This is a genomic window from Rathayibacter sp. PhB152, from assembly GCF_003751395.1.
Taxonomy (GTDB): Bacteria; Actinomycetota; Actinomycetes; order Actinomycetales; family Microbacteriaceae; genus Rathayibacter; species Rathayibacter festucae.
Genome location: NZ_RJUT01000003.1, coordinates 451,114 through 473,962, shown reverse-complemented (window position 1 = coordinate 473,962; position 22,849 = coordinate 451,114). Strand labels below are relative to the sequence as shown.

Sequence of the window (22,849 nt, the reverse complement as noted above, 5' to 3'; positions counted from 1 at the left end):
GATCCACGAATTTGCCCGATTTCGTTGACACGTTTCACGACGCGGACGTAGGTTCTCCCTGCGTCGCCCCGCGGCCCGGCCTTCTCACCGGCCCGGCAGGCAGGTCGGCCGCCCCCGGGCACCCCCGCAACGAAGAAGTTGTCCCTACATGGAGGTAGTGATGTCGACCCGACAGAACCGGCGAGCAGTGCTCGCCCTCGGCGCAGGAGGAGCGGCTCTCGCTCTCGCGCTCACCGGCTGCAGCACCGGAGGAGGCGGCGGCGATTCCGCCGACGGCTCCACGCTCAGCGTGCTCATCGACAACCAGACGGCGACGGTCGAGCTCTGGGACGCGCTGAAGACGAAGTTCGAGGAGGAGAACGACGGAATCACCCTCGACATCGAGACCCGGCCGCAGGGCAGCGAGGGCGACAACCTGATCAAGACGCGCCTCGCCACCGGCGAGATGAACGACGTCTTCGCCTACAACTCGGGCTCGCTCTTCCAGGCGCTGAACCCCGACCAGAACCTCGCGCCGCTCTCGGACGAGCCCTGGGTCGACTCGCTCGACGAGGGCTTCCGCACCGTGGTCTCGACCGACTCGGACCTCTACGGCATCCCGCTCGGCCAGGCGATGGGCGGCGCGGTCCTCTACAACAAGGACGTGTACAGCAGCCTCGGCCTGACCGTGCCGAAGACCTGGGACGAGTTCATCGCGAACAGCGAGAAGATCAAGGCCGCCGGCGATGTCGCGCCGATCATCCAGACCTACGGCGACACCTGGACCTCGCAGCTCTTCGTGCTCGGCGACTTCGCCAACGTGCTGGAGCAGGACCCGGAGTGGGCGACGCAGTACACGGCCAACGAGGCCAAGTACGTCGACGAGCCGGCGCTGGCCGGCTTCGAGCACCTGCAGCAGGTCGCCGAGTCGGGTCTCGTGAACGAGGACTACGCCTCCGCCACCTACGACGACGGCGTGCGCATGGTCGCGACCGGCGAGGGCGCGCAGTACCCGATGCTGACCTTCGCGGCCGGCCCGCTGATCCAGAACTACCCGGACTCCCTGCAGAAGGTCGGCCTGTTCCCGCTGCCCGGCGAGTCGGCCGACTCCAACCCGCTGACCGTCTGGCAGCCCAACGCGGTCTACGTGCCCAAGTCGACGGAGGGTGCGAAGCTCGAGAGCGCCAAGAAGCTGATGGCCTTCCTGGTCACCCCCGAGAGCTGCGACATCCAGAGCGAGGTCGCGGCGCCTCAGGGTCCGTTCGTGATCGACGGCTGCACGCTGCCCGACGACGTGCCCGCCCTCGTGTCGGACATGCAGCCCTACTTCGACAGTGGTGACACGGGCCTCGCGCTCGAGTTCCTCTCGCCGATCAAGGGCCCGGCGCTCGAGCAGATCACCGTCGCTGTCGGCTCCGGCATCACGCCCGCCGCGGAGGGTGCTCAGCAGTACGACGACGACGTCACGAAGCAGGCCAAGCAGCTCGGCCTCGACGGCTGGTGAGCCTCGGGGGCCGGGAGCGGAGGCAGCCCCTCCGCTCCCGGCCCCTTCCCCCGGGCGCACCGCCCTCCCACCCCTCCCCCGGCCGATCGACGGAGATCTGATGACCGCAACGATGGAGAAGCGCCCGGCCCGGCGCTCCGAACCCTCCCGCTCCCCCGAGCCGCCGAAACGACGCAAGGCCATGAAGAGCCCGTACCCGACGTGGTTCTACCTGCCGGCCGGCGTCTTCTACGTGGTCCTGTTCCTCGTCCCGACGGTCGCCTCCCTCTACTTCTCCCTCACGCGCTGGACGCTCTTCGACTCGACCTTCATCGGCTTCGAGAACTTCGTCGAGTTCTTCCAGGACCCGGCGCTGACGACCGGCTTCGTCAACACCTTCATCTACGCGGCGATCACCTCGGGCCTGAAGATCGTGCTCGGCATGGCCCTCGGCGTGCTGCTGAGCTCGCAGATCATCGGCCGCGGCTTCCTCCGCAGCGTGGTGTTCTTCCCGGTGCTGGTGTCGACGATCGGCATCGGCATCACCTTCAAGGTGCTGCTCGACCCGTTCGACGGCCTGATCAACCAGGGCCTCGCGACGATCGGCCTCGCCGGCCCGGGCTGGCTCACCGACCCGCAGTGGGCGCTCTTCTCGGTCGCGCTCGTCGACGTCTGGAAGGGCGTCGGACTCGCGACGCTCATCTACATCGCCGGCATCGTCGCGATCCCGCAGGACTACTTCGAGGCCGCCCGCGTCGACGGCGCCGGCGCCTGGCACAACTTCCGGCACATCACGCTGCCGCTGCTGCGCCCCGCCACCGTGACGGTGATCCTGCTCTCGCTGATCGGCGGGCTGCGCTCGTTCGATCTGATCTGGGCGATGACCAAGGGCGGGCCCGGCTTCACCAGCGACGTGGTCGCCTCGGTCATCTACAAGCAGTACCAGGCCGGCTTCTACGGCCTCTCGACCGCCGGCAACGTCATCCTCTTCCTCGTCGTCGCAGCGCTGATCTTCCCGCTGTCGGCCTGGCTCAACCGGAAGGACAAGGAGCTGTGACCACCACGCCGCTCACGCCCGCCCCGCTCTCGCCGACCCCGCTCCAGGACGACCCGCTGCGCGCGAAGGTGCGCCAGCGCGGCGTCGGCCGCGGCTCCCGGACCTGGCGCTACGGCGGCGGGATCCTCGCCATCGTCCTCGCGGTCATCGTCTTCATCGTCCCCTTCCTCTTCATCGTGCTCACCGCCGCGAAGACGCAGCAGGAGTCGTCGCTGCTCGGCTTCACGCTGCCGACGCAGTGGGTGTTCCTCGAGAACCTGCAGGAGGTGGTCTCGGCGCGGAACTTCGTGCTGCTGCGGGCCTTCGCGAACAGCGCGATCCTGACGATCGTCTCCGTCACGGTGATGGTGGTCCTCGCCGCGATGGTCGGCTACGTCCTCCAGCGCCGCCGCTCGAAGTGGAACCCGCTCGTCAACGGCTTCGTCCTGGCCGGCCTGATCATCCCGCCCGCCGTCGTCCCGACGATCTGGGTGCTGCAGGGCCTCGAGCTCTTCAAGACGCTGCCCGGCCTGATCGCGGTGCACGTCGCGTTCGGCCTCTCCTTCTGCATCCTCCTGTTCCGCGCCTTCGTCTCGACGATCCCCCGCGAGCTGGACGAGGCGGCGACCATCGACGGGGCCGGCCCCTTCCGGCTGTTCTTCACCGTGGTGCTGCCGCTGCTGAAGCCGGTGATCGTGACGGTGATCGTCGTCCAGGCCGTGACGGTGTTCAACGACTTCACCTATGCGCTGTACTTCCTGCCCGGCGACGACAACGCGACCGTGCAGCTCACGCTCTACAACTTCTCCTCGCAGTCGGTGTCCTCCTGGAACCTGCTCTTCATGGACGTGCTGCTCATCACCATCCCGCCGCTCGTGATGTACATCTTCTTCAACCGCCAGATCGTGGCCGGCATGACGTCCGGAGCGGTCAAGGGCTGAGCGGGGCCGCCGGGCAGCCACGCCGTTCCGGAGCCGCCGTCGAACTCCTCCCGTTCCACCGGGAGAGGTTCGGCGGCGGTTCCGTCGTGGGGGGGGTGTCTCCCCGCAGAGCCCTGTTGTCATATCCGTATGCTGTGTCTCGCGCCAGTTGCATCATTGGGTGATGAGCATCGAGGCGGTCGCTCAGCGCCGCAGAAGGACTTGGCCACCAGCGGAGCCGGCAGGACGAACGACCGGCAGACGTCCGTACTGGCGCGGATCGCGCGTCCTTCGAGGCGGCGCTCACACACACCCGCCGCAGGAGACCCCTCTCCGGGCCGGAGCGCTCGGCCTTCACGGCCGGGCGGGGCGGATGCCCCGTCAGGCGCCATCGCACTCGGACCAGCCGTTCGACCCTCCTACTCTTCATCGTCAACCGCAGAGCGCGGATACCGAACGGTCTTCTCACGCTCGAAGACGTCGGTCATGACGTCACGAAGGAGTGCACAGAATGGTCATGCGAACGAAGTCGACAATCCATCCGACCATCGTCGTGTCGAGCCTGGTGAGCGATCATCGATGCCATCGGCGACCCGGCAGGGGAAGTGACCGGCATGGCCGCGCTCAGGGCGGCCTGCTGTGACCCGTCAGAGCGAAGCGGGCGTTTCTACTGCGCTCGTCGCCTTCACGACCGGCACTGTGTTCGTCTTCATCGCCGCCGCCGAGAACCGCCCCGTGTGGTGGAACATCCTCATGGCGACGACGTTGCTCCTGACGGGATACAGCACTTTCGTCGACTTCCGCCGGCGTGGGCGCTAGACGGAAAGCCGGGGCATCGGCTCAGGAAGATCAGGCCGGCTGCTCGTCCTCACTGATCATGTTCAGCATGGGGACGTTCTTCATGTTCTCTGCTGCCGCCGAGGACAAGCCGACGTGGTGGATCATCCTCGCCGCGATCGGCCTCCTCGGAACCGGTATCGGCGCTTTCGCTGATCTTCATCGGCGCGGACGCTAGGCGTCGAACGACGACATCACCCCTCGACACCCGAGCCGGAAGGTCACGGGCTGCGCGGCCCTCCGTCCTCGTCCGTCGGGCCCTCCCCCGGCGGGCGCCGCTCGGTCCAGCGGGCGACGTCCGACGGGGGCTCGGTCGTGGGGAGGTCCCGCGGGCCGACGAGTCGGCGCAGCCGGGCCGGTCGGCGCGAGCGGGTCAGGGCCGTGCGCCAGCGGACGTCGACCGCGGCGCGCTGGAGCGGGTCGATCGGCTGGAGGACGCCGTCGATCCGCTCCTCGATGCGCACGAGCGGCGGGCGCACGAGGTGCAGGCGACGGCCCGGCTCGCGCTCCGGATCGGCGCGGCCGGCCCGGGTGCGGAGCTGCTGCTCCAGCTGCTCGGGATCGCGGGCCGACCAGGCACTGACTACGACCCGGCCGTCGGGCAGGTCGAAGCGCTCGGTGATGCGCAGGGGCAGCTCGTCGTGGGGGTGGGTCATCGTTCGTGCCTTTCCGAGGGAGGGTGGTGCCGAGCGGATCTGCGCCGGGGGACGTGGCATGGGGCCTGCGCGGGGGCGGTCGTCCAGCTGCATCGGGAGGAAAGTACTGCTCGCTTCCGCACGGCAGAGGGGCACGGGAGCGAGCTGTGGAGAGCTCCGCGATCCGCACTGTTGGGGAGGAGTGGCGTCTCCTGCGCCGGACCGCGACGGCGCACGGGATCCGTGGCACGCTCGTGGAGACCGAAAGGCCGTGATGACCACCGCACCTCCCTCCGCTCCGACTCCCTCTCCCGCTCCGCTCGCCGGCGTCCGCGTGCTCGAGCTGGGCAACTTCATCGCCGCCCCCACCGCGGGCCGCCTGCTCGCCGACTTCGGCGCCGACGTGATCAAGGTCGAGCGCCCCGGCACGGGCGACGAGCTGCGCAAGTGGCGGCTGCACCCCGGATCGACGACGTCGATGCTCTTCCACACCCTCAACCGCAGCAAGCGCTCGGTCGCGCTGGACCTCCGCACGGAGGAGGGCCGCGACGCCGTCCGCGGGCTCGCCGCCGAGTGCGATGTCGTCCTCGAGAACTTCCGCCCGGGCACCCTCGAGCGCTGGGGCATCGGGCCGGACGTGCTGAACGAGGCGAACCCCGAGCTGGTCATCGGCCGCATCTCCGCGTTCGGCCAGACCGGGCCGCTCTCGAGCCGGCCGGGGTTCGCGGCGGTCGCCGAGGCGATGGGCGGCTTCCGCGAGCTGGTCGGCGATCCGGACCGCCCGCCCGTCCGCGTCGGCGTCTCGATCGGCGACTCCATCGCCGGCCTCTACGCCGGCTACGGGGTGATGATGGCGCTCTTCCAGCGCGAGACCCGCCGCGCCGCCGGACTCGGCCCGGCACCGCTGGTCGAGCGGGTGATCGACGTCGCGCTCAACGAGGCGATGTTCTCGATGATGGAGTCGCTGATCCCCGACTACCAGGCGCACGGCATCGTGCGGGAGAGGGTCGGCGGCCGGATGGAGGGCATCGCGCCGACGAACGCCTACGTCTGCGGCGACGGCTCGAGCATCGTCGTCGCGGCGAACGGCGACGCGATCTTCCAGCGGCTGATGGCGATCATCGAGCGCGCCGACCTGGCCGAGGACCCGGACCTGCTCACCAACGACGGTCGCTGGCGCCGCCGCGACGAGCTCGACGCCGCGATCGGCGCCTGGACCGCCACGACGACCTCGGACGCGGCGCTCGCGATCCTCGACGAGCGCGGCGTGCCCTCGGGCCCGATCCTCACCGCCGCCGACATCAGCACGAACGAGCAGTACGCGGCCCGCGGCATGATCCAGAAGTTCGACGTCGACACGGGCGCCGGGATCATCGAGGGCGTCGGCTTCCCCGGCATCGTCCCGGTGCTCGGCGACCGCTCGCTCCCCATCCGCACGCTCGCGCCCGCGCTGGGCCACGACACCGAGGAGGTCCTGGCGATGCTCGGACGCAAGCCGATCGACGACACGACGGCGGAGGAGGAGACCCGATGACCGCCGCCGACCGTACCGTCCGGCTGCGCGACGTCACCCTCCGCGACGGACTGCAGCTGACCGGCAAGCTCCTCTCGACCGAGCGCAAGGTCGAGCTGGTCCGGGCGCTCCTCGCGGCGGGCGTCCCCGAGCTGGAGATCGGCTCGCTCGCCCGGGGCGATCTCGTGCCGCCGATGGCCAACACCCTCGAGGTCGTCGCGGCGCTGACCGCCGAGGAGCTCGAGCACTGCTGGGTCTGGGTGGCCACCCCGCGCCACATCGAGCGAGCGGCAGCGGCCGGCGCGCGCAACTTCCAGTACTGCTTCTCGGCCTCCGACTCCCACAACCGCGCCAACATCGGGCGGAGCACCGAGGCGAGCCTCGAAGCGATGCCCGAGGCCGTCGCCCTCGCGCACGCGGTCGGCGGACGCATCCAGCTCTGCATCGCCACGTCCTTCACCTGCCCCTTCGAGGGCCCGGTTCCCGAGGAGCGGGTGCTCGCGATCGCGAACGATCCCCGCGCAGCCGGCGCCGAGGACGTCGTCATCTGCGACACCCTCGGCCAGGCCCACCCCGAGCAGGTGTTCTCGCTCGTCTCCCGGGTCGCCGCCGAGACGCCGCCGCGGGAGATCGTCTTCCACGGCCACGACACCTGGGGCGCCGGCGTGGTCAACGCGCTGACCGCCGTCCGCGCCGGCGCGACCGTCGTCGACGGCGCGCTCGGCGGGCTGGGCGGCTGCCCGTTCGCACCCGGCGCGAGCGGCAACACCGCCACCGAGGACCTCGTCTTCGCGATGCGCCCCGACTGGCTCGACACCGAGCGCTTCGCCGAGCTGGTGCGCCAGTCCGAGCGGCTGCTCGCCGACGTCGAGGAGCCGAACCGCTCGAAGGCCCGCCAGGGCGCCCGCTCGAAGGCCGAGGCGTTCCCCTGGGTGGTCGCGGACGCGACGTCCTGAGGCCGGGCGTGCCGGCGGATCCACTTGGAAGAGCTGCCCGCAGCCTTTGCTGGTCGAGTAGCCCTGCAGTGGCGCATCGAGACCCGCCGACACCAGCAGGGCGGGTCTGCAGACTCAGGTGCTGACGGTGGTGGATCTCGATACGCCCGCTCCGCGGGCTACTCGATCAGCATGGGCAGGGCCGCTTGACGGGCTGATCGATCAGCATGGGCAGGGCCGCTTGGCGGGCTGATCGATCAGCATGGGCAGGGCCGCTTGGCGGGCTGGTCGATCAGCAGGGGGCGGGCCCGCTGCGCGGGCTCCTCGATCCGCTTGCGCGGGCCCGCTCGGCGGGCCGCTCGATCGGCGCCGGGTTCGCTGCGTGATCGGCGCCCGAGGGCGGGCGGTCAGGCCGGGACGCGCTCGCGCGGGACGCGGGGCTTCGCGGCCGAGGTGAGGAGCGAGGCGAGGGCGACCAGCACGAGGACGACGGCCATCGCGCCGCGGAGGCCGAAGTGCTCGCCGAGGAAGCCGAGCAGGGGCGGGCCGACGAGGAAGGCGATGTAGCCGGCGGTCGCGACGGCGGCGACGGCGGAGGTCGGGTCCTCGCTCTCGCCCGCGGCGGAGAGGGTGACGGGGAAGCCGAGGGCCGCGCCGAGACCCCAGAGGACCACGGCCGCGCCGGCGACGACGGCGTTGTCGGCGAAGACGACGATGCCGATCCCGACCGCCGAGACGAGGGTGCTCGCCAGCAGCACGGTCGCCTTGCCGAAGCGGGCCAGCAGCGGGGTGCCGAGGAAGCGGCCGACGGTCATCGCCGCGGCGAAGGCGGTGAACACCACGGTGCCGACGGTGGCGGAGACGCCGTGGCCGTCGACCATGAGCAGCGGCAGCCAGTCCGTCGCCGAGCCCTCGGCCAGCGCCAGGGCGAGCACGATCAGGCCGAGCATCAGCACGCGCGGCTGCTGCCAGACCGGCGTCGAGCGGACCTTCTCGCGGGGAGCGCCGGCGACGGCGCGCTCGACCCGACCGGTCTCGACCGGGATGGAGCGGATCACGGTGAGCAGCAGCGCCAGCGCGACGACCGCGACTCCGACGAGCTGCCAGACGACAGGGAAGTCGATCGCCGTCAGGCCGATGCCCGCGACCGCGCCGGTGACGGTGCCGAGACTGTAGAAGCCGTGCAGCGCGGGGAGGACCGAGCGGCCGGTGAGCGTCTCGAGCGCGGCGCCCTCCACGTTGAGCGCGATCTCGGAGATGCCGATGCCGAAGCCGACGAGGGCGAGGCCCGCCGCGACGCCGAACGGGGTGGAGAGCTCGGCGAAGATGCCGGTCAGCGCGATGCCGGTGACGAAGGAGGCGCCGCCGATGACGACGGTGAAGCGCACCCCCTGCCGACGCACGACGGCGGCCGAGGACAGGACTCCGCTCATCGAGCCGACCGAGAGGCCCAGCAGGACGAGGCCCATCTCCGCGGTCGAGGCCGCGAGCAGGTCGCGGACCGCCGGGGTCCGCACGACCCAGGAGGCCATCCCGATGCCGAAGACGAGCATGAAGGCCGAGATGGCCAGGCGGCGCTTCACGGCGGAGACGGGGCGGGACGGCATGACTACGACGGTATCGCCCGGGGGTGGACGGCAGTCGCCGCCGGACGGACGGGGCGCCCGTCAAGCTCCCCCGTCGCCACGCGGGCCGCGGCTAGCGTCGAGGAGTGCCGATGCCGCGGAACGACGGCGCCCGCCCGCTCGACGACCCCGGAGGACCCCATGCCCGACCAGTACACCTTCACCAACCCCGCCACGCAGTACCCGAACGTCACGCCGCCGATGCAGCAGCAGCCCGAGCCCGGCCTCCAGTCGCGGATGACCCCGGTCCCGGACCTCGGCGAGGACAGCTACCGCGGCACCGGCCGCCTCACCGGGCGCCGCGCGCTGATCACGGGCGCCGACTCCGGCATCGGCGCGGCGGTCGCGATCGCCTTCGCCCGCGAGGGCGCGGACATCGCGCTCGCCTACCTCCCCGACGAGGAGGAGGACGCGCAGCACGTCGTCGAGCTGATCCGCGCGGCCGGCCGAACCGCCGTGACGATCCCGGGCGACCTGACCGACGCGCAGTACTGCCGGGACCTCGTCGCGAAGGCCGTCCAGGGGCTCGGCGGCCTCGACACGGTCGTGAACGTCGCCGGCAAGCAGGTCTGGCAGGACGACGTCCTCGAGCTCAGCGACGAGCAGTTCGAGACGACGTTCGCGATCAACGTCTTCGCGCCGTTCCGCATCATCAAGGCGGCGCTCCCGCACCTCCCCGCGGGCTCCACCATCATCAACACCGCCTCGGCCGAGGCGCACACGCCCGCGCCCGACCGCCTCGACTACGCGATGACCAAGGGCGCGATCAACAACCTCTCCAAGGGGCTCGCCCAGCAGCTCGCGTCGAAGGGCATCCGGGTGAACGTCGTCGCACCCGGTCCGACCTGGTCGGTGCTGCAGGTGACCGCGGGCGTCGACCCGGAGAGCCTGCCCGAGTTCGGCTCGAGCGAGGCGCCGATGGGCCGCGCGGCACAGCCGGCCGAGCAGGCGCCCGCCTACGTCTTCCTCGCGTCGGCGGAGTCGAGCTACGTGGTCGGCGAGACGCTGAACGTCAACGGCGGGATGGTCTCGCCGTAGCCGGAGCCGCTGGGGTCCGCGCCCGCCCTCTACCGTAGGGAGCATGAGGACGATTCGCTGGCTTCTACCGGCAGCGGGCGTGCTGCTCGTCGTGATCGGGATCGTCGTCGCGGCGACCACTCCGCGCGAGGTGTCGTTCGGCTGGTTCGCGTACGCGCCGCTCTCGGAGACGATGTTCTCGCCCGGGACGATGGTCGTCACTCCGGGACTGGCGACCGCCGCCGCACTGATCGTGCTCGGGCTGCTCGTCCTGGCGTTCTGCGCGGGCTGGCTTCTCGCCCGACGGCACCCGCGGACCGCGAGTGGAGCATCGGGACAGGGCTCCTGACGCCTCGGTCCGCGCGCCCGCGCTGTGACGCGGTGACGATGCGGCGCGAGTCGGCGACGGACCTCCGGCTCGCGGAACGCGCTCCGGCTCGCTGAATCGGGCGGATCCCACGAGCCGGAGCTGATTCCGCGAGCCGGAGCTGGGCGTCGGCGGTGGCGCTCGCGACGTTCGGCACGTGGATCCGGGTCCGGCTCGTGGGATCCGCCGGTTCTCACGAGCCGAGGCTGTTCCTGCGAGCCGAGGCCATTGCGGGTGGACCTCCGGCACGTGGAACGAGGCTCGGCTCGCCGGCTCGAGACGATTCCACGAGCCGGAGCTGACTCCACGAGCCGGAGCTCACTCCACGAGCCGGAGCTCACTCCACGAGCCGGAGCTCACTCCACGAGCCGGGGCAGATCCCACGAGCCGGAGTTGATCCCACGAGCCGCCGCGGAGCAGGCAATCCTCACGCGAACGGACCCGAATCGGGCCCTGTGCCTGGAGAGGAGACCGATCTCCGTCCACTCGCGCGCCGCTCCGACTGCGAGTGGACGGGAAACGGGCCCCGCGTGGGTGCCAGGGCCCGTTCCGGGTCCGGTCGCGGATCCGCCCCCGGGAACCGGCGCGCCGCTAGGGTGAGCGCACCCGCCGCCGCCGCGATCCCCGCGCGACCGGGACACCGAGAGGCGGCCGCCGTGGTCCCCGACATCAACCCGTGGGCGGTCGGACTGGCCACCCTGTCGACGATGCTCGTCGGCTCGATCTGGTACACCCCGAAGGTCTTCGGCACGCTCTGGATGCGGCTGGCCGGCATCAGCCGGGAGCAGATGAGCAGCCGCAGCGCGGTCGTCCCGATCCTCGTCACCGTCGTGGTCAGCCTGGTCACCGCGCTCGTCCTGGCCGGCTGCGTCGACATCGCGCACGCCTTCTACGGCGGCAGCTGGTTCGCGAACTCGGTGATCACCGGGCTGTTCCTCTTCGTCGGCTTCACCGCCGCGCGGATGATCACCCACGACGCCTTCGAGGGCCGGCCGGCGAAGCTGACGATCCTGAACATCACGCACGAGCTCGTCACGATCCTCGTGATGGCCGTGATCATCGGCCTGCTGCCCGCCTGACGCCGGGTCTCCCCCGGCGCCGGCAGGGTCAGCCCTCGGGCAGCTCGGCGAACGTGCGCTTGGCGCCGTTGTACCAGCCCATCGACTGCACCGGGTGGCGCCAGCGGTTCTTCATGTCGTTGCGCGCCTCCTCGTGGACCGCGTCGCCGGCCTTCACCGCGTCGCGCAGGTGCCGGTCCTGCAGGTTGATGACGATGTCGGCCGTCTCGCCGCGGTGCTCGTGATCGCAGGGTCCGCCGAGCTGGCGGCAGGTCATGGTCTTCATCGGGTGCTCCTTCTGTCGGGGCCCGGGTGGGCCTCTCTCCTGTTCGACGGCCGGGGAGCCGCCGATGTGACACGACACGCCGGAGCGCGTCAGCCCGCGTCGACCGCGGCGCCCTCGCGCCGGACGATCGACGCCAGCACGGCCGGGGCCGCCCGGAAGACGACGGCGGCCACCCGCCCGTCGAGAACGGTGAAGTCGAACGCGACCTGCGGGGCTCCGCGGTGGAACCAGGCGGCGCCCGGCCGCCCGTCGACGACCGCGGCGAGCGCCGCATGAGCACTGCCGTCGAAGAAGGCGGCCACGGCCTCGCGACCGTCGATCCGCTCCGGGGTCCCCGCGGCGAGCGCGTCCGCATCCGCGCGGATGCTCGCGCCCGGCGCCAGCAGCAGCAGCAGGCGCGCGAGGTCGCCGCCGCGCGCCGCCGCCATGAAGGCGTCGACCACCTGCCAGTCGGCGACCGGCCCGTCCGCGGGTCCGGCCGCGGTCTTGGCGCGCGCCCGTGAGGCGAGCTTGCGCGCCGAGACCGCGCTGCGCCCGAGGATCTCGCCGATCGTCGCGAAGTCGACGCCGAAGCTGTCCGCGAGCACGAACGCGACGCGCTCGTTGGGCGTCAGGGTCTCGACGACGACGTGCAGGGCCTGCCCGACGGCCTCCGCGCGCTCCAGGCCCGCACCCTCGGTGCCTCGGCCGGTCTCGACGAGCTCGGCGGGCTCGGGGATGCGCGCGCGCAGCCGGTCGAGGCAGAGCCGGGTGGTGACCGTCGTCAGCCAGGCCGGCAGGTTGTCGATCGCGGCCGTCGTGCCGTGCAGGCGCAGCCACGCCGACTGCACTGCGTCCTCGGCCTCGTGGTGATCGTCGAGCAGCCGCGAGGCGAGCCAGGTGAGCCGGCCGCGCTCCGCCTCGAAGGCGACGGCCTGCTCGTCGTCGGAGCGGGACACGCGTCCTCCTGACCGGACCTGCGGCGGCCGCAGCTCGCGCCCCGGCCGCCGGTCCGGAGAGGACCGCGCGGTGAGGGACGCCCCCAGTGTCGCGGCCGGCCGCCGCCGCGACAAGAGCGACGGCGGCCGGCCCCCGCGTCAGCGGTCCGCGCGCGCGTCCTCCGGAGCCTCCGACCGCACCCCGGCGGCCGGCGCCGCGAGGCTCTCGCGGTGCAGGCGCTCCGCCTCCTCGCCGCCGACGGCCTCGCCGCGGGCGACCATGCCGGACTGGTCCGACAGCGGGATCTGCTTGAGCAGCAGCGCGAGGACGAAGGCGATCGCGATGAAGGGCAGGAGGTACCAGAACACCGGCGCCAGCGACTCGGCGTAGGCGCGGACGACGCCGTCGCGGACCTCGTCCGGCAGGGCGTTCAGCGCCTGCGGGTCGAGGGTCGCGGTGGCCGCTCCGACGTCGGCGACGCCCGCGTCGGTGAAGACGCCGGTCAGCTTCTCGGCGAGGGAGTTGGTGAAGATCGTGCCGAACACGGCCACGCCGAGCGAGGCGCCCACCTCGCGGAAGTAGTTGTTCGTGCTGGTCGCCGTGCCGATCATCTCGGGGGCGACGGCGTTCTGCACGACCAGGACGATGACCTGCATGATCAGGCCGAGCCCGGCGCCGAAGAAGAAGAGGTAGACGCAGATCAGCGGGATCGGGGTCTCGGCGGTCAGCGTGGTCATCGCCGCCATCGCGAGGCCGGTGAGCAGCGCGCCGACGATCGGGAACGCCTTGTAGCGGCCGGTGCGCGAGATCGCGATGCCCGAGTAGATCGACGTGCCCATCAGGCCCGCCATCATCGGCAGCATCAGCAGGCCCGACGCGGCGGCGGAGGTTCCGGACGCCATCTGCAGGAAGGTCGGCACGAAGGCGATGGCGGAGAACATGCCGAGGCCGAGCGTGAGGCCGATCGCGGTCGCGTTCACGAAGATCGGGTTGCGGAAGAGGCTGAGCGGGATGATCGGGTCCTCGGCGCGCGACTCCACCCAGATGAAGCCGGCGACCGCGGCGATCAGCCCGGCGCCGAAGGCCCAGGTCTCGAGGGCGCCCCAGCCGTGCGCGGCGTCGCCGCCGAAGTCGGTGAAGAAGATCAGGCAGGTGGTGGCGATCGAGAGCAGCAGGACGCCGGGGACGTCGATCCGCTTGGTCGCGCGCTTGCTGGGGAGGGTCAGCGCGAACCAGGCGATGGCGAAGGCCGCGATGCCGACCGGGATGTTGATGTAGAACGCCCACTGCCAGGTGAGGTGGTCGACGAAGAGGCCGCCGAGCAGCGGGCCGGCGACGGCGGAGAGGCCGAAGACGGCGCCGAGCGGGCCCATGTACTTGCCGCGCTCGTTGGCGGGCACGATGTCGGCGATGATCGCCTGCGACAGGATCATCAGCCCGCCGCCGCCGAGGCCCTGCAGGGCGCGGAAGACGACGAACGACCAGAAGTCGCCGGCCAGCGCGCAGCCGACGGACGCGAGGGTGAACAGCGCGATGGCGATCAGGAAGAGCGTGCGGCGGCCGAGGACGTCGCCGAACTTGCCGTAGATCGGCATCACGATCGTGGTCGCGAGCAGGTAGGCGGTGGTGATCCAGGCCTGGTGCTCGACGCCGCCGAGCTGGCCGACGATGGTCGGCATCGCGGTCGAGACGATCGTCTGGTCGAGGCTGGAGAGGAGCATGCCGGCGATCAGCGCGGAGAAGATGATCCAGATCCGGCGCTGCGTGAGCAGGAGCGGAGAAGCGGTGGCGGGGGCGGGGGCGGTCATGGTGTCCTCGGGGTCGGGTGGGGCGTGAGGGAGCGGATGGGCTGGCCGGCGCGGCGGGGGCCGGGTCAGCCCAGGAGCAGGCGCGTCACAGCCGCGATGCGGTCCTGCGCGAGGCGCTCGAGCGGCACGGAGCCGTCGGAGTCGAGGTAGGCGCCGGCCGCGCTGCGGACGACGGTGCCGGCCGTCTGCACGGCGAGCAGCACGGACGGGTCGGCGGGGTCGAGGCCCTCGCGCCGTGCCACGAGGTCGGCGACGAGCAGGTCGCGCTGGGTGCCGACGTCGAGCAGGGCCTGCAGGAGCTTGGGCTCGCGGTCGGCGACGGCGACGAACTCGCGGACGCTGTCGGCGTTCAGGCCGATCGCGGCGAAGTGCACCGCGCCGAGGGCGACGAGGGCCTCGAGCAGCGAGACGCCGGGGCGGCGGGTCAGGAACTCCGCGACGCTGTCGTCGTCGAGGCCCTCCTCGGGCCGGCCGACGATCGCGTACTCCTTGCTCGGGAAGTAGTTGAAGAAGGTGCGGCGCGAGATGCCGACCTCCTCGCAGAGCTCCTCGACGGTGAAGCCCGCGAAGCCGTGGCGGATGGTCAGCTCGCGGGCGGTGCGGGCCAGCTCGCCGCGCCGCTCGGCCGCGCGCTGGTCGCGCCGGGTCGCGGTCGCATCTGCTTGCATGCTGTGCATCATTGCACCATCGGGGCCAGGGTGCAATGCTGCGGGTGTCGCGCACCAGTGACCCCCGTCCGGGTGACTAACGGCCCTCAGCGGCGACCGGGGTCGCACCGTTCGATACCGTCATCGCGGGGGCGCGACGCCGCCTCCGCTCGAGACTCGGGGGGACGATGTCGCAGCAGACCAGCCAGGACCCGGCGATCGGCGCCGACGCACCGCTCGGGGCGCCCGACGACCGGGACCGCCGCGCCGCCGTGATCGAGGCGCTGGGCCTGATGGGCTCCGGCCCCGAGGAGCGCTTCGACCGGATCACCCGGATGGCGCAGGAGCTCTTCCAGGTGCCGGTGGCGGAGATCCACATCCTCGACGAGACGACGCTCTTCACGAAGTCGCCGCAGCCCGAGGGGCCGGTGTCCTACCCGCGCGCGGGGACGTTCTGCGACGCGACGCTCGCCCAGCGGAGCACGCTCGTCGTCCCCGACCTCGGCGCCGACGGAGCCTGGGCGCAGCACGTGCACGTCTCCGGACCGCCGCACGTGCAGTTCTACGCCGGCCGCCCGCTCACGGTGGACGACGGCCTGCAGCTCGGGACGCTCTGCCTGCTCGACTTCGTCCCCCGCGCGCTCAGCCCGGAGGAGGAGCTGCTCTTCGAGGAGTTCGGCCAGTGGGTCGAGCGCGAGCTGCGCGACACCGCGGAGTGGGACCGCGCCGCCGATGTGCAGGCCCGCCTCTCCCCCACCGCTTTCCGCCACCCCGCCGGCTACGACCTGGCCGGCGCCTCGCTGCCCAAGTGGCAGATCTGCGGCGACTTCTACACCTGGACCGCCACCGAGGCGGTCGTCGACCTGACCCTCGTCGACGTGATGGGCAAGGGCACCGGCGCCGCGATCCTCGCCGCCGGCATCCGCGCGGCGTTCCGCGCCCGGGCCGGCGGCGCTCCGGACGCGGTGGTCGCCGCGGTCAGCGAGCAGCTGCAGCCGGACTTCTCCGCCACCGAGACCTTCGCGACGCTCTTCCACGGCCGGCTCGACACCGCGACCGGCCGGGTCGACTTCGTGGACGCGGGCCACGGGCTCACCGTCCTGCTCCGCGCCGACGGGACCTTCCACCGCCTCGCCGCACTCGGCCTCCCCCTCGGCATCGCGGAGGACGGCGGCTGGGTCACCCAGACCGTCGATCTCGCCGTCGGCGACTCGCTGGTGTCCTTCACCGACGGGGTGCTCGACCTCTTCGACGGGACCCTGCAGTCGCTCGTCCTCGCGGCCGACCTCGTCCGCACCTCCGAGGGCGCCATCGGCTTCCTCACCGCCCTGACCGCGCTCGCCGGCTCCGGCCGCGCGCTCGACGACATCACCGCGCTCCTCGTGACGCGGACCCACGACACCCCGCGCCCCGCCGCGGACACCGACCAGGAGCAGGCATGACCTTCAGCACCGAGACGATCGCTCCGGGCGTCGCCGTGATCACGGCGGCGGGCCGGCTGAACCTCGCCGCGGCGCGGGATCTGCGGACGGAGGTGCGCAGCGCTCTCGACGAGGGCAGCAGCCGCATCGTCGTCGAGCTGAGCGAGGTCACCTTCATGGACTCGTCCGGGCTCGGCGCGCTCGTCGCCTGCCTCAAGAGCGCTCGCCAGGCCGGGGGCGACCTCCGGATCGCCGCCCCGAGCGAGCAGGTCACCATGGTGCTCGAGCTCTCCAACCTCGACCGCGTGCTCGTCGGCTACGCCTCGGCCGGCGACGCGTACCGTGACTGAGCGCACCCTCGCCTTCCGGACGCCGCCCGACGACATCGAGCTCGTGCACGACCTGCTCGACTCGCTCTTCGGCGAGCGCGCCGACGTCGGCGCCCGCGACCGGATGGAGTTCGAGACGGCGCTCGTCGAGCTCGTCTCCAACGTGATCCAGCACGCCGTCTCGACCACCGCGGTCCTCTGCCGCCTCGTCGTCACCGTCGACGACGAGGCGCTCCGGGCCGAGCTGGTCGACACCGCGGACCCGCCCGGCGTCGACACCGGCCCGCGGGAGATGCCGGACGCGTTCGCCGAGTCGGGTCGCGGGATCGCCCTCATCCAGGCGCTGGTGACCGACTTCGACTACGAGCGCACCGCGAGCCGCAACCTCTGGTCGATCCGCAAGGACCGCGCCCTGCAGGCCTGACGCGCGGGGTCGCTCGCGCTCAGCCGATCGTGTGCGCCGTGATGACCGCCGCGGCGCGCGCGAGGTCCTCGACGACCTCCTCCTCGCCCAGGCGCGGGGACGCCCGCAGCACCTCGACGCTGACCGCGCCGTAGCGCTCGTCGACCGCCGCGAGCAGCGCGGTGCCGGAGTCGGTCAGCTGGAGCAGGACGCTGCGCCGGTCCTGCGGATTGGAGACGCGGTCGAGGTGGCCGGCCTTGGCCAGGCGGTCGAGCAGCGCGGTCACCGCCCCGGTCGTCAGCGACAGCTCGAGCCCCAGCCACTTGGGCGTCAGCCCGGGCGACTCGGCGAGCGCCTCCAGCGCGCTCAGCTCCGAGATCCCGATCCCGGCGTCGAGGGCGACCGCGGCGCGCAGGTGGCGCTGCGCCGTCTCGAGCTGCCGCAGCGCCTGCCGGAGGGCCGCGCCGGCGGGCTGCTCGCCGCCGTCGGCGGGGGGTGTGTTCTCGGGATCCATGCGGCCTTCTCGGGTGTCGGAGCGGGGGTGGGAGCGGGTGTCGGAGCGGCGACGTCGCCGGCGAGGTGGCTGTCCCCACAACAGGGGGTATTAGAACGATTGCAAAGTATCTTTGCCATCAAGTAACTTACTCGACAAGCCAGAAAACACCCCACAGCGAACTGCACGGCAGTTCACCTTCTACCCGATCAGGAGTCCTGTCATGTCGAACCACACCGCAAAGCGCAAGCGCGTCCGTTTCGCCCCCCTCGTCCTCGCCACCAGCGTCGCCGCCGCCGCGCTGCTGTCGGTCTCGATGTCCGGAACCCTCTCCGGCTTCGTCGCCAGCATCACCAACACCAACAACACCGCGGCGTCCGGCTCGCTCGTCATGGAGGAGAAGTCGACCGGCACCACGCCCGTCACCTGCCTCAGCACCGACGGCGGCTCGGTCAGCACCAACACCGCGACCTGCTCGACCATCAACAAGTTCGGCGGCTCGACCACCATGGTCCCCGGCCAGACCGTCAGCACCTCGATCACCATCAAGAACGCCGGCACCGTCTCGGCCAACACCTTCACGCTGACCCCGGGCGCCACCTGCGCCCAGTCGGTCAACACCGCCGCCGGCTCCTCGGGCACCGCGACCGACTTCTGCTCCAAGCTGAACGTCGTCATCACCTCCGGCAGCACCACCGTCTACAGCGGCACCGCCGCCGCGCTCGCCGGCACCGCCGCCAAGTCGCTCTCCGCCGCCCCCGTCACCGCCGGCACCAGCACCCCCTTCACCATCGCCGTCACGCTCGACTCCTCCGCCGGCAACACCTACCAGGGCCTGTCCGCCTCGCTCCCCCTCACCTGGACCTTCGCCAGCTGATCGAGCCGGCGTCGATCGAGGCACGCGCCCGGCTCACGCCGATCGAGGCACGCGCTCGGTCCCTGCCGAGCGAGGCACGCGCCCGGCGCACGCCGACCGAGGTGCACGCCCGGTTCATGCTGATCGAGTAGCGCGCGCAGCGCGCCTATCGAGATCCCCCACCGAAGACCGCTTCCCCCGAGGCACCCGCCCCACCCAGAAACACCCCGAGAAACGCCCCCGCAACACCCGACACCCGCACCCCGGGGGCCGCCACCCAGGCGGCCCCCACCCCGCCGAGGAGGTGGACCCGTGACCACGCTGCAGACCCGCCCCGCCCCCGCGCTCCCCGGATCCACCGCCGTCCGCACCGGCACCGCCTCCCCCCTCACCACCACCACCACCCCCGAGCCCCGCTCCCCCCGCTCCCGCCTGCGCACCGTCGCGACCTGGACCGTCACCGCCCTCGTCGCCGCCCTGGTCGTCGCCGCCTTCCTCTTCCACGCCTCCGGCGGACGCTGGTTCATCGTCCAGACGCCGTCGATGGGCACCGCCGCTCCCGTCGGCACCCTCGTCCTCACCGCGCCGACGCCCCTCGAGGACATCCGAGTCGGCGACGTCGTCAGCTTCCACCCCACCACCACCCCCGACGAGACCTACACCCACCGCGTGGTCGACCTCGCCGACGACGGCACCCTCGTCACCCGCGGCGACATCAACGGCGCGACCGACCCGTGGGCGACCGGCGCCGAGCAGCTGATCGGCAAGGTCGTCGTCGCGCTCCCCGGCGCCGGCTGGCTCGCGAAGGGCCTGCCGATGCTCCTCGCCGGCACCGTCCTCGTCCTGCTGCTCACCCGCCTGCTCTCCTCCCCCACCCACCGCGCCGCGATGCGGGTGCTGGGGATCTCGCTCGTCGCCTCCTTCACGGTCTTCGTGCTCCGCCCGTTCGTCGGCATCGTCGTCCTCGAGGCGACCGTGGAGGACGGGCAGACGGACGCCTCGCTCGTCTCGGTCGGCATGCTGCCGATCCGCGTGACGGCCGTCGGCGGCACCCATGCCGACCTCGTCTCCGGCCAGGTCGGCAGCATCCGGGTGCCGGCCAACGGCGAGGACTTCTACAACGTGTCCTCGGCGCTGCACCTGCCGCTCTGGGGTTGGATCCTCTTCGGGGCCCTCTGCGCCACCCCTGTGCTCTGGACGATGCTGGTCGGACTCCCCGCCGAGGCCGAGCCGCGCGGCGAGCACGGCCGCCGGGCCCGCGCCGCCGAGACCGAGACCGCGCCCGCCGAGACCGCCGAGACCGAGTCGGCCGCCCGATGAGCCGCCACCGCCGCACCCGCTCCGGCCTCCTGGCCCGCCTCCGCTCCGCAGCACCGCGCACCCCGCGCACCACCCTCGCGGCCCTGCTCGTCGCCGCCCTCTCGGCCGTGCTGTTCCTCGCCCCCGCCACCTCCGGCGCCTACGTCGCCTCGATCCGCAACTCGAACAACACCGTCGGCAGCGCCGCCGCGTTCTTCACCTGCGACTCGGCGCTCGCGGCCGACAGGGGCGACGCGCTCTTCTCCTACACGCTCGCGCAGGCCACCGGAGCGACGACCGCCGTCGACACCGACTCCGGCGCCTACCCCGGCACCTACCGTCCGGCGATGACCAGCTCGCCGACCACCCCCAAGGCCTGCCCGCGCGACGCCGGCGGCTCCTGGCTGCTGAACGGCACGAACGGCTACCTCAGCACGCCGCTGCTGCTGAACAACCCGACCACCTTCAGCACGGAGATCTGGTTCAAGACCACCGTCGCGGGCGGAAAGCTCTTCAGCTTCAACACCAGCCGCGACAGCGCCGGCAGCCAGTACGACCGGCACACCTACGTCGGCGCGGACGGGCGCCTCGTCTTCGGCATCTACAACAACGGCGTCCAGTCGATCACCAGCCCGAACCCCGTGAACGACGGAGCCTGGCACCACGTCGTCTCGACGATCTCGCCGACCGCCGGGATGAGCCTCTGGCTCGACGGCGTGAAGGTCGCCGGCAACACCGCCTTCCGCACCCCCGAGAACAGCAACGGCTACTGGAAGATCGGCTACGACACCCTCGGCGGCTCCTGGACGAACGTCGGCCCCGCCTCCTTCTCCGGCAGCCTGCGCTACGCCGCCGTCTACTCGACCGCGCTCACCGCGACCCAGATCCAGAACCACTACAACGCCGGCCGCTGAGCCGCCGCTCCGCCCGCCCTGCATCGCTCGGCCCCGCTCCGCCCTGCACCGCCCTGCACCGCCCTGCACCGCACCGCTCCGCCTCGCCCGCCCACCTCCGCACCCGAACGGATCCCGCCATGACCAGCACCCCCGCGCCCGGACTCTCCCGCCGCTCGCTCACCACCACCGCCCTCTGGACCGTCCCCGTCGTCGCCATCGCCACGGGCGCACCCCTCGCCGCCGCGTCGACCGCTCCCTGCACGAGCGTCACGCAGTTCGCCGCGACGAACTCGAGCGGCAACCCCGCCGTCCTCGGCGCGACCTCCGCGTCCGGCCGCACCTCGACGATCCGCATCACCTCGACCCTCGCCGCCGGCACGACCGACCTCTCCGGCGGCACGCGCTACAACATGAGCCAGAACGGCTCGGGCTGGGCCGGGAACGCTCCCGGCGGCGTCCCCTCCGAGTACTCCTTCGCCGGCTTCGGCCCGGCGGGCGCGCTCGTGCTCAATCAGCGTCGCGAGGGCGACCTGGCCGTCCTGCCCACCCCGGGATCCGACGCGCAGACCCTGACCTTCGAGTTCCGCGACGCCGACGGCGCGCTCTTCGATCCGGTCGACTTCCAGCTGACGGTCTTCGACATCACCTCGAACACCGACGTCAACTCGTGGGTGCCGACCTACTGGGACGCCGTCGGCTTCAGCACCGAGCCGACCTCGATCGCGACCTCGGGCTCCCTCCCCGGCGCCGGCGTCGGCACCCTCGCCGACCCCTTCCGCCGCGCGACCGGGAACGAGTACACGACGGCGGGCGTCACCCGCTCCGACACCTTCCACTTCGGCGTCTTCCCCTCGGGCAGCACCCTGACCTACACCCAGCACGACGGCCGCCAGGGCTGGCACTTCGTCTCGCTCACCGACCTCCGCTTCGGCGCCGACGACTGCTAGGTTCGTCCCGGACGCGTCGCCTGCGACGCTCCACTTCCGAGGCCCACGCGAGAGCGTGGGCTTTCGGCGTCTCCCCGCCGCGCTGCCAGGATGAGGGCATGCGCGCTCTCGTCCTCGACTCCGTCCGCGGCGAGCCGGAGGTCCGCGACGTCCCGACGCCGGCCGCCCCGGCGGACGGCGTCGTCGTGCGGGTGCTGGCCACCGGGCTGTGCCGGAGCGACTGGCACGCCTGGGCCGGGCACGACGACATCGCGTTCCCGCACGTCCCGGGGCACGAGCTCGCGGGAGTGATCGCCGAGGTCGGGCCCGAGGTCCGGAACTGGGCGGTCGGCGACCGGGTGACCGTGCCGTTCGTCTGCGGCTGCGGCCGCTGCGAGTGGTGCCTGCAGGGCGACGCCCAGGTCTGCCCGGACCAGGAGCAGCCCGGCTTCACGCACTGGGGCTCGTTCGCCGAGTCCGTCGCGCTGCACGCGGCCGACACCAATCTCGTCGCGATCCCGGAGGGCGTCGACTTCGCGACCGCCGCGAGCCTCGGCTGCCGGTTCGCCACCGCCTACCGCGCGCTCGTCGGGCGGGCCCGAGTGCAGCCCGGCGAGTGGGTGACCGTGATCGGAGCGGGCGGCGTCGGCCTCAGCGCCGTCATGGTCGCGCACGCGCTCGGCGCCCGCGTGATCGCGGTGGACCGCAACGCCGCGGCGCTCGAGGTCGCGGCGAGTGTCGGCGCCGAGCACGTCCTCCTCGCGGACGGCCGCGATCTGCCGGCCGCCGTGCACGCGCTCACCGGCGGCGGGAGTCACGTCGCCGTCGACGCCGTCGGCAGCGAGCAGACCTCCTCCGACGCCCTCCTCAGCCTGCGCCGGCGCGGCCGGCACGTGCAGGTCGGCCTGCTGCCGCCGGTCGAGGGCCACCCGCGCGTGCCGATGGCGCGCGTGATCGCTTGGGAGCTCGACGTCCTCGGCAGCCACGGGATGGCGGCGCGCGACTACCCCGCGATGCTGCGGCTGATCGAGCAGGGCGTCCTCGCCCCGCAGCGCCTGATCGAGCGCACGATCGGACTCGAGGAGGCGGCCGAGCTGCTCCCCGTCTTCGACCGCTCGAACCCGGCGGGCATGACGATCATCGACCCCACGCGCTGATCTGC

General features: G+C 72.2%; 25 protein-coding genes. 17 read left to right on the top strand and 8 right to left on the bottom strand.

What is annotated here, in order from left to right; translation table 11 throughout:
- Positions 1 to 160: 160 nt before the first annotated feature.
- The 4 genes from EDF36_RS09080 to EDF36_RS09065 all read left to right on the top strand — a co-directional run bounded on the left by EDF36_RS09080 (position 161) and on the right by EDF36_RS09065 (position 4,237).
- Positions 161 to 1,483 (top strand): ABC transporter substrate-binding protein, encoded by a 1,323-nt coding sequence (locus EDF36_RS09080; RefSeq protein ID WP_260300640.1) that lies wholly within the window; start codon positions 161 to 163, stop codon positions 1,481 to 1,483.
- Positions 1,484 to 1,583: 100 nt separating this feature from the next.
- Positions 1,584 to 2,519, top strand: coding sequence for a carbohydrate ABC transporter permease (locus EDF36_RS09075; protein ID WP_123705466.1), 936 nt, complete (start codon positions 1,584 to 1,586; stop codon positions 2,517 to 2,519).
- Between the two features lie 122 nt (positions 2,520 to 2,641).
- Positions 2,642 to 3,439, top strand: coding sequence for a carbohydrate ABC transporter permease (locus tag EDF36_RS09070; protein ID WP_397459896.1), 798 nt, complete (start codon positions 2,642 to 2,644; stop codon positions 3,437 to 3,439).
- A 618-nt stretch (positions 3,440 to 4,057) separates the two neighbouring features.
- Positions 4,058 to 4,237, top strand: a complete 180-nt coding sequence (locus EDF36_RS09065) for a hypothetical protein (protein ID WP_123705467.1) — start codon at positions 4,058 to 4,060, stop codon at positions 4,235 to 4,237.
- Between the two features lie 49 nt (positions 4,238 to 4,286).
- Here EDF36_RS09065 and EDF36_RS21775 read toward each other — a convergent pair whose 3' ends face one another.
- Together EDF36_RS21775 and EDF36_RS09060 are read right to left on the bottom strand one after the other, a co-directional pair.
- Positions 4,287 to 4,418: a hypothetical protein gene (locus tag EDF36_RS21775; protein ID WP_260300639.1), complete on the bottom strand. Its 132-nt coding sequence runs from the start codon at positions 4,416 to 4,418 to the stop codon at positions 4,287 to 4,289.
- A gap of 58 nt (positions 4,419 to 4,476) precedes the next feature.
- On the bottom strand, positions 4,477 to 4,911 hold the full coding sequence (locus EDF36_RS09060) for a hypothetical protein (RefSeq protein ID WP_123732736.1): 435 nt from the start codon (positions 4,909 to 4,911) through the stop codon (positions 4,477 to 4,479).
- A gap of 253 nt (positions 4,912 to 5,164) precedes the next feature.
- On the opposite strand from EDF36_RS09060, the gene EDF36_RS09055 reads away from it, so the two are divergent.
- The gene (locus tag EDF36_RS09055; protein WP_123732735.1) at positions 5,165 to 6,424 is read left to right on the top strand and encodes a CaiB/BaiF CoA-transferase family protein; all 1,260 of its coding nucleotides are present in this window, start codon (positions 5,165 to 5,167) and stop codon (positions 6,422 to 6,424) included.
- A complete protein-coding gene (locus tag EDF36_RS09050; RefSeq protein ID WP_123732734.1) occupies positions 6,421 to 7,359 on the top strand; it encodes a hydroxymethylglutaryl-CoA lyase in 939 nt (312 codons plus the stop codon). The genes EDF36_RS09055 and EDF36_RS09050 overlap by 4 nt, the downstream gene beginning before the upstream one ends.
- A gap of 386 nt (positions 7,360 to 7,745) precedes the next feature.
- Here the strand turns inward: EDF36_RS09050 and EDF36_RS09045 are convergent, their stop codons facing one another.
- The gene (locus EDF36_RS09045) at positions 7,746 to 8,945 is read right to left on the bottom strand and encodes an MFS transporter (protein ID WP_123732733.1); all 1,200 of its coding nucleotides are present in this window, start codon (positions 8,943 to 8,945) and stop codon (positions 7,746 to 7,748) included.
- A 159-nt stretch (positions 8,946 to 9,104) separates the two neighbouring features.
- On the opposite strand from EDF36_RS09045, the gene EDF36_RS09040 reads away from it, so the two are divergent.
- The 3 genes from EDF36_RS09040 to EDF36_RS09030 all read left to right on the top strand — a co-directional run bounded on the left by EDF36_RS09040 (position 9,105) and on the right by EDF36_RS09030 (position 11,426).
- A complete protein-coding gene (locus EDF36_RS09040; RefSeq protein ID WP_123732732.1) occupies positions 9,105 to 10,001 on the top strand; it encodes an SDR family oxidoreductase in 897 nt (298 codons plus the stop codon).
- A 43-nt stretch (positions 10,002 to 10,044) separates the two neighbouring features.
- Positions 10,045 to 10,329 (top strand): hypothetical protein, encoded by a 285-nt coding sequence (locus EDF36_RS09035; protein WP_148060004.1) that lies wholly within the window; start codon positions 10,045 to 10,047, stop codon positions 10,327 to 10,329.
- Between the two features lie 674 nt (positions 10,330 to 11,003).
- On the top strand, positions 11,004 to 11,426 hold the full coding sequence (locus EDF36_RS09030; protein WP_123732730.1) for a DUF1761 domain-containing protein: 423 nt from the start codon (positions 11,004 to 11,006) through the stop codon (positions 11,424 to 11,426).
- 28 nt (positions 11,427 to 11,454) lie between these two features.
- Here the strand turns inward: EDF36_RS09030 and EDF36_RS09025 are convergent, their stop codons facing one another.
- The 4 genes from EDF36_RS09025 to EDF36_RS09010 form a co-directional block, all read right to left on the bottom strand.
- Positions 11,455 to 11,691 carry a hypothetical protein gene (locus tag EDF36_RS09025; RefSeq protein ID WP_123732729.1) on the bottom strand — a complete coding sequence of 79 codons (237 nt, stop codon included), beginning with the start codon at positions 11,689 to 11,691 and terminating at the stop codon, positions 11,455 to 11,457.
- Between the two features lie 89 nt (positions 11,692 to 11,780).
- A complete protein-coding gene (locus EDF36_RS09020) occupies positions 11,781 to 12,629 on the bottom strand; it encodes a sigma factor (RefSeq protein WP_123732728.1) in 849 nt (282 codons plus the stop codon).
- A 138-nt stretch (positions 12,630 to 12,767) separates the two neighbouring features.
- Positions 12,768 to 14,417: an MDR family MFS transporter gene (locus tag EDF36_RS09015; protein ID WP_123732727.1), complete on the bottom strand. Its 1,650-nt coding sequence runs from the start codon at positions 14,415 to 14,417 to the stop codon at positions 12,768 to 12,770.
- 65 nt (positions 14,418 to 14,482) lie between these two features.
- Complete coding sequence (locus EDF36_RS09010; protein WP_185020420.1) at positions 14,483 to 15,085, bottom strand: TetR/AcrR family transcriptional regulator; 603 nt, start codon at positions 15,083 to 15,085, stop codon at positions 14,483 to 14,485.
- 167 nt (positions 15,086 to 15,252) lie between these two features.
- On the opposite strand from EDF36_RS09010, the gene EDF36_RS09005 reads away from it, so the two are divergent.
- From EDF36_RS09005 to EDF36_RS08995, 3 genes are read left to right on the top strand one after another with little or no spacing between them, the layout of a single operon-like run.
- Positions 15,253 to 16,506 carry a PP2C family protein-serine/threonine phosphatase gene (locus tag EDF36_RS09005; RefSeq protein ID WP_123705479.1) on the top strand — a complete coding sequence of 418 codons (1,254 nt, stop codon included), beginning with the start codon at positions 15,253 to 15,255 and terminating at the stop codon, positions 16,504 to 16,506.
- Positions 16,503 to 16,835: an STAS domain-containing protein gene (locus EDF36_RS09000; RefSeq protein ID WP_123446750.1), complete on the top strand. Its 333-nt coding sequence runs from the start codon at positions 16,503 to 16,505 to the stop codon at positions 16,833 to 16,835. Before EDF36_RS09005 ends, EDF36_RS09000 begins: the two co-directional genes overlap by 4 nt.
- Positions 16,828 to 17,238 (top strand): ATP-binding protein, encoded by a 411-nt coding sequence (locus EDF36_RS08995; protein WP_123732725.1) that lies wholly within the window; start codon positions 16,828 to 16,830, stop codon positions 17,236 to 17,238. The genes EDF36_RS09000 and EDF36_RS08995 overlap by 8 nt, the downstream gene beginning before the upstream one ends.
- 19 nt (positions 17,239 to 17,257) lie before the next feature.
- Here the strand turns inward: EDF36_RS08995 and EDF36_RS08990 are convergent, their stop codons facing one another.
- Entirely contained in the window at positions 17,258 to 17,731 is a 474-nt protein-coding gene (locus tag EDF36_RS08990; RefSeq protein ID WP_123732724.1) for a MarR family winged helix-turn-helix transcriptional regulator, read from the bottom strand.
- A 202-nt stretch (positions 17,732 to 17,933) separates the two neighbouring features.
- Here EDF36_RS08990 and EDF36_RS08985 point away from each other — a divergent pair, with 202 nt between their 5' ends.
- The 5 genes from EDF36_RS08985 to EDF36_RS08955 all read left to right on the top strand — a co-directional run bounded on the left by EDF36_RS08985 (position 17,934) and on the right by EDF36_RS08955 (position 22,844).
- A complete protein-coding gene (locus EDF36_RS08985; RefSeq protein WP_123446753.1) occupies positions 17,934 to 18,587 on the top strand; it encodes a hypothetical protein in 654 nt (217 codons plus the stop codon).
- 291 nt (positions 18,588 to 18,878) lie between these two features.
- On the top strand, positions 18,879 to 19,886 hold the full coding sequence (locus tag EDF36_RS08975) for a signal peptidase I (RefSeq protein WP_185020419.1): 1,008 nt from the start codon (positions 18,879 to 18,881) through the stop codon (positions 19,884 to 19,886).
- Positions 19,883 to 20,779, top strand: a complete 897-nt coding sequence (locus EDF36_RS08970; RefSeq protein WP_123732721.1) for a LamG domain-containing protein — start codon at positions 19,883 to 19,885, stop codon at positions 20,777 to 20,779. The genes EDF36_RS08975 and EDF36_RS08970 overlap by 4 nt, the downstream gene beginning before the upstream one ends.
- A gap of 119 nt (positions 20,780 to 20,898) precedes the next feature.
- Positions 20,899 to 21,708, top strand: coding sequence for a hypothetical protein (locus EDF36_RS21230; protein WP_185020418.1), 810 nt, complete (start codon positions 20,899 to 20,901; stop codon positions 21,706 to 21,708).
- Between the two features lie 98 nt (positions 21,709 to 21,806).
- Positions 21,807 to 22,844, top strand: coding sequence for a zinc-dependent alcohol dehydrogenase family protein (locus EDF36_RS08955; protein WP_123732718.1), 1,038 nt, complete (start codon positions 21,807 to 21,809; stop codon positions 22,842 to 22,844).
- Positions 22,845 to 22,849: the final 5 nt, after the last annotated feature.

What these genes read in the sequence shown, in the direction of transcription:
- EDF36_RS09080 (WP_260300640.1), top strand. Translation starts at nt 161, where the DNA reads ATGTCGACCCGACAGAACCGGCGAGCAGTGCTCGCCCTCGGCGCAGGA.
- EDF36_RS09075 (WP_123705466.1), top strand. Translation starts at nt 1,584, where the DNA reads ATGACCGCAACGATGGAGAAGCGCCCGGCCCGGCGCTCCGAACCCTCC.
- EDF36_RS21775 (WP_260300639.1), bottom strand. Translation starts at nt 4,418, where the DNA reads ATGAAGATCAGCGAAAGCGCCGATACCGGTTCCGAGGAGGCCGATCGC.
- EDF36_RS09060 (WP_123732736.1), bottom strand. Translation starts at nt 4,911, where the DNA reads ATGACCCACCCCCACGACGAGCTGCCCCTGCGCATCACCGAGCGCTTC.
- EDF36_RS09055 (WP_123732735.1), top strand. Translation starts at nt 5,165, where the DNA reads ATGACCACCGCACCTCCCTCCGCTCCGACTCCCTCTCCCGCTCCGCTC.
- EDF36_RS09050 (WP_123732734.1), top strand. Translation starts at nt 6,421, where the DNA reads ATGACCGCCGCCGACCGTACCGTCCGGCTGCGCGACGTCACCCTCCGC.
- EDF36_RS09045 (WP_123732733.1), bottom strand. Translation starts at nt 8,945, where the DNA reads ATGCCGTCCCGCCCCGTCTCCGCCGTGAAGCGCCGCCTGGCCATCTCG.
- EDF36_RS09040 (WP_123732732.1), top strand. Translation starts at nt 9,105, where the DNA reads ATGCCCGACCAGTACACCTTCACCAACCCCGCCACGCAGTACCCGAAC.
- EDF36_RS09035 (WP_148060004.1), top strand. Translation starts at nt 10,045, where the DNA reads ATGAGGACGATTCGCTGGCTTCTACCGGCAGCGGGCGTGCTGCTCGTC.
- EDF36_RS09025 (WP_123732729.1), bottom strand. Translation starts at nt 11,691, where the DNA reads ATGAAGACCATGACCTGCCGCCAGCTCGGCGGACCCTGCGATCACGAG.
- EDF36_RS09015 (WP_123732727.1), bottom strand. Translation starts at nt 14,417, where the DNA reads ATGACCGCCCCCGCCCCCGCCACCGCTTCTCCGCTCCTGCTCACGCAG.
- EDF36_RS09010 (WP_185020420.1), bottom strand. Translation starts at nt 15,085, where the DNA reads ATGCAAGCAGATGCGACCGCGACCCGGCGCGACCAGCGCGCGGCCGAG.
- EDF36_RS09005 (WP_123705479.1), top strand. Translation starts at nt 15,253, where the DNA reads ATGTCGCAGCAGACCAGCCAGGACCCGGCGATCGGCGCCGACGCACCG.
- EDF36_RS09000 (WP_123446750.1), top strand. Translation starts at nt 16,503, where the DNA reads ATGACCTTCAGCACCGAGACGATCGCTCCGGGCGTCGCCGTGATCACG.
- EDF36_RS08990 (WP_123732724.1), bottom strand. Translation starts at nt 17,731, where the DNA reads ATGGATCCCGAGAACACACCCCCCGCCGACGGCGGCGAGCAGCCCGCC.
- EDF36_RS08985 (WP_123446753.1), top strand. Translation starts at nt 17,934, where the DNA reads ATGTCGAACCACACCGCAAAGCGCAAGCGCGTCCGTTTCGCCCCCCTC.
- EDF36_RS08970 (WP_123732721.1), top strand. Translation starts at nt 19,883, where the DNA reads ATGAGCCGCCACCGCCGCACCCGCTCCGGCCTCCTGGCCCGCCTCCGC.
- EDF36_RS21230 (WP_185020418.1), top strand. Translation starts at nt 20,899, where the DNA reads ATGACCAGCACCCCCGCGCCCGGACTCTCCCGCCGCTCGCTCACCACC.
- EDF36_RS08955 (WP_123732718.1), top strand. Translation starts at nt 21,807, where the DNA reads ATGCGCGCTCTCGTCCTCGACTCCGTCCGCGGCGAGCCGGAGGTCCGC.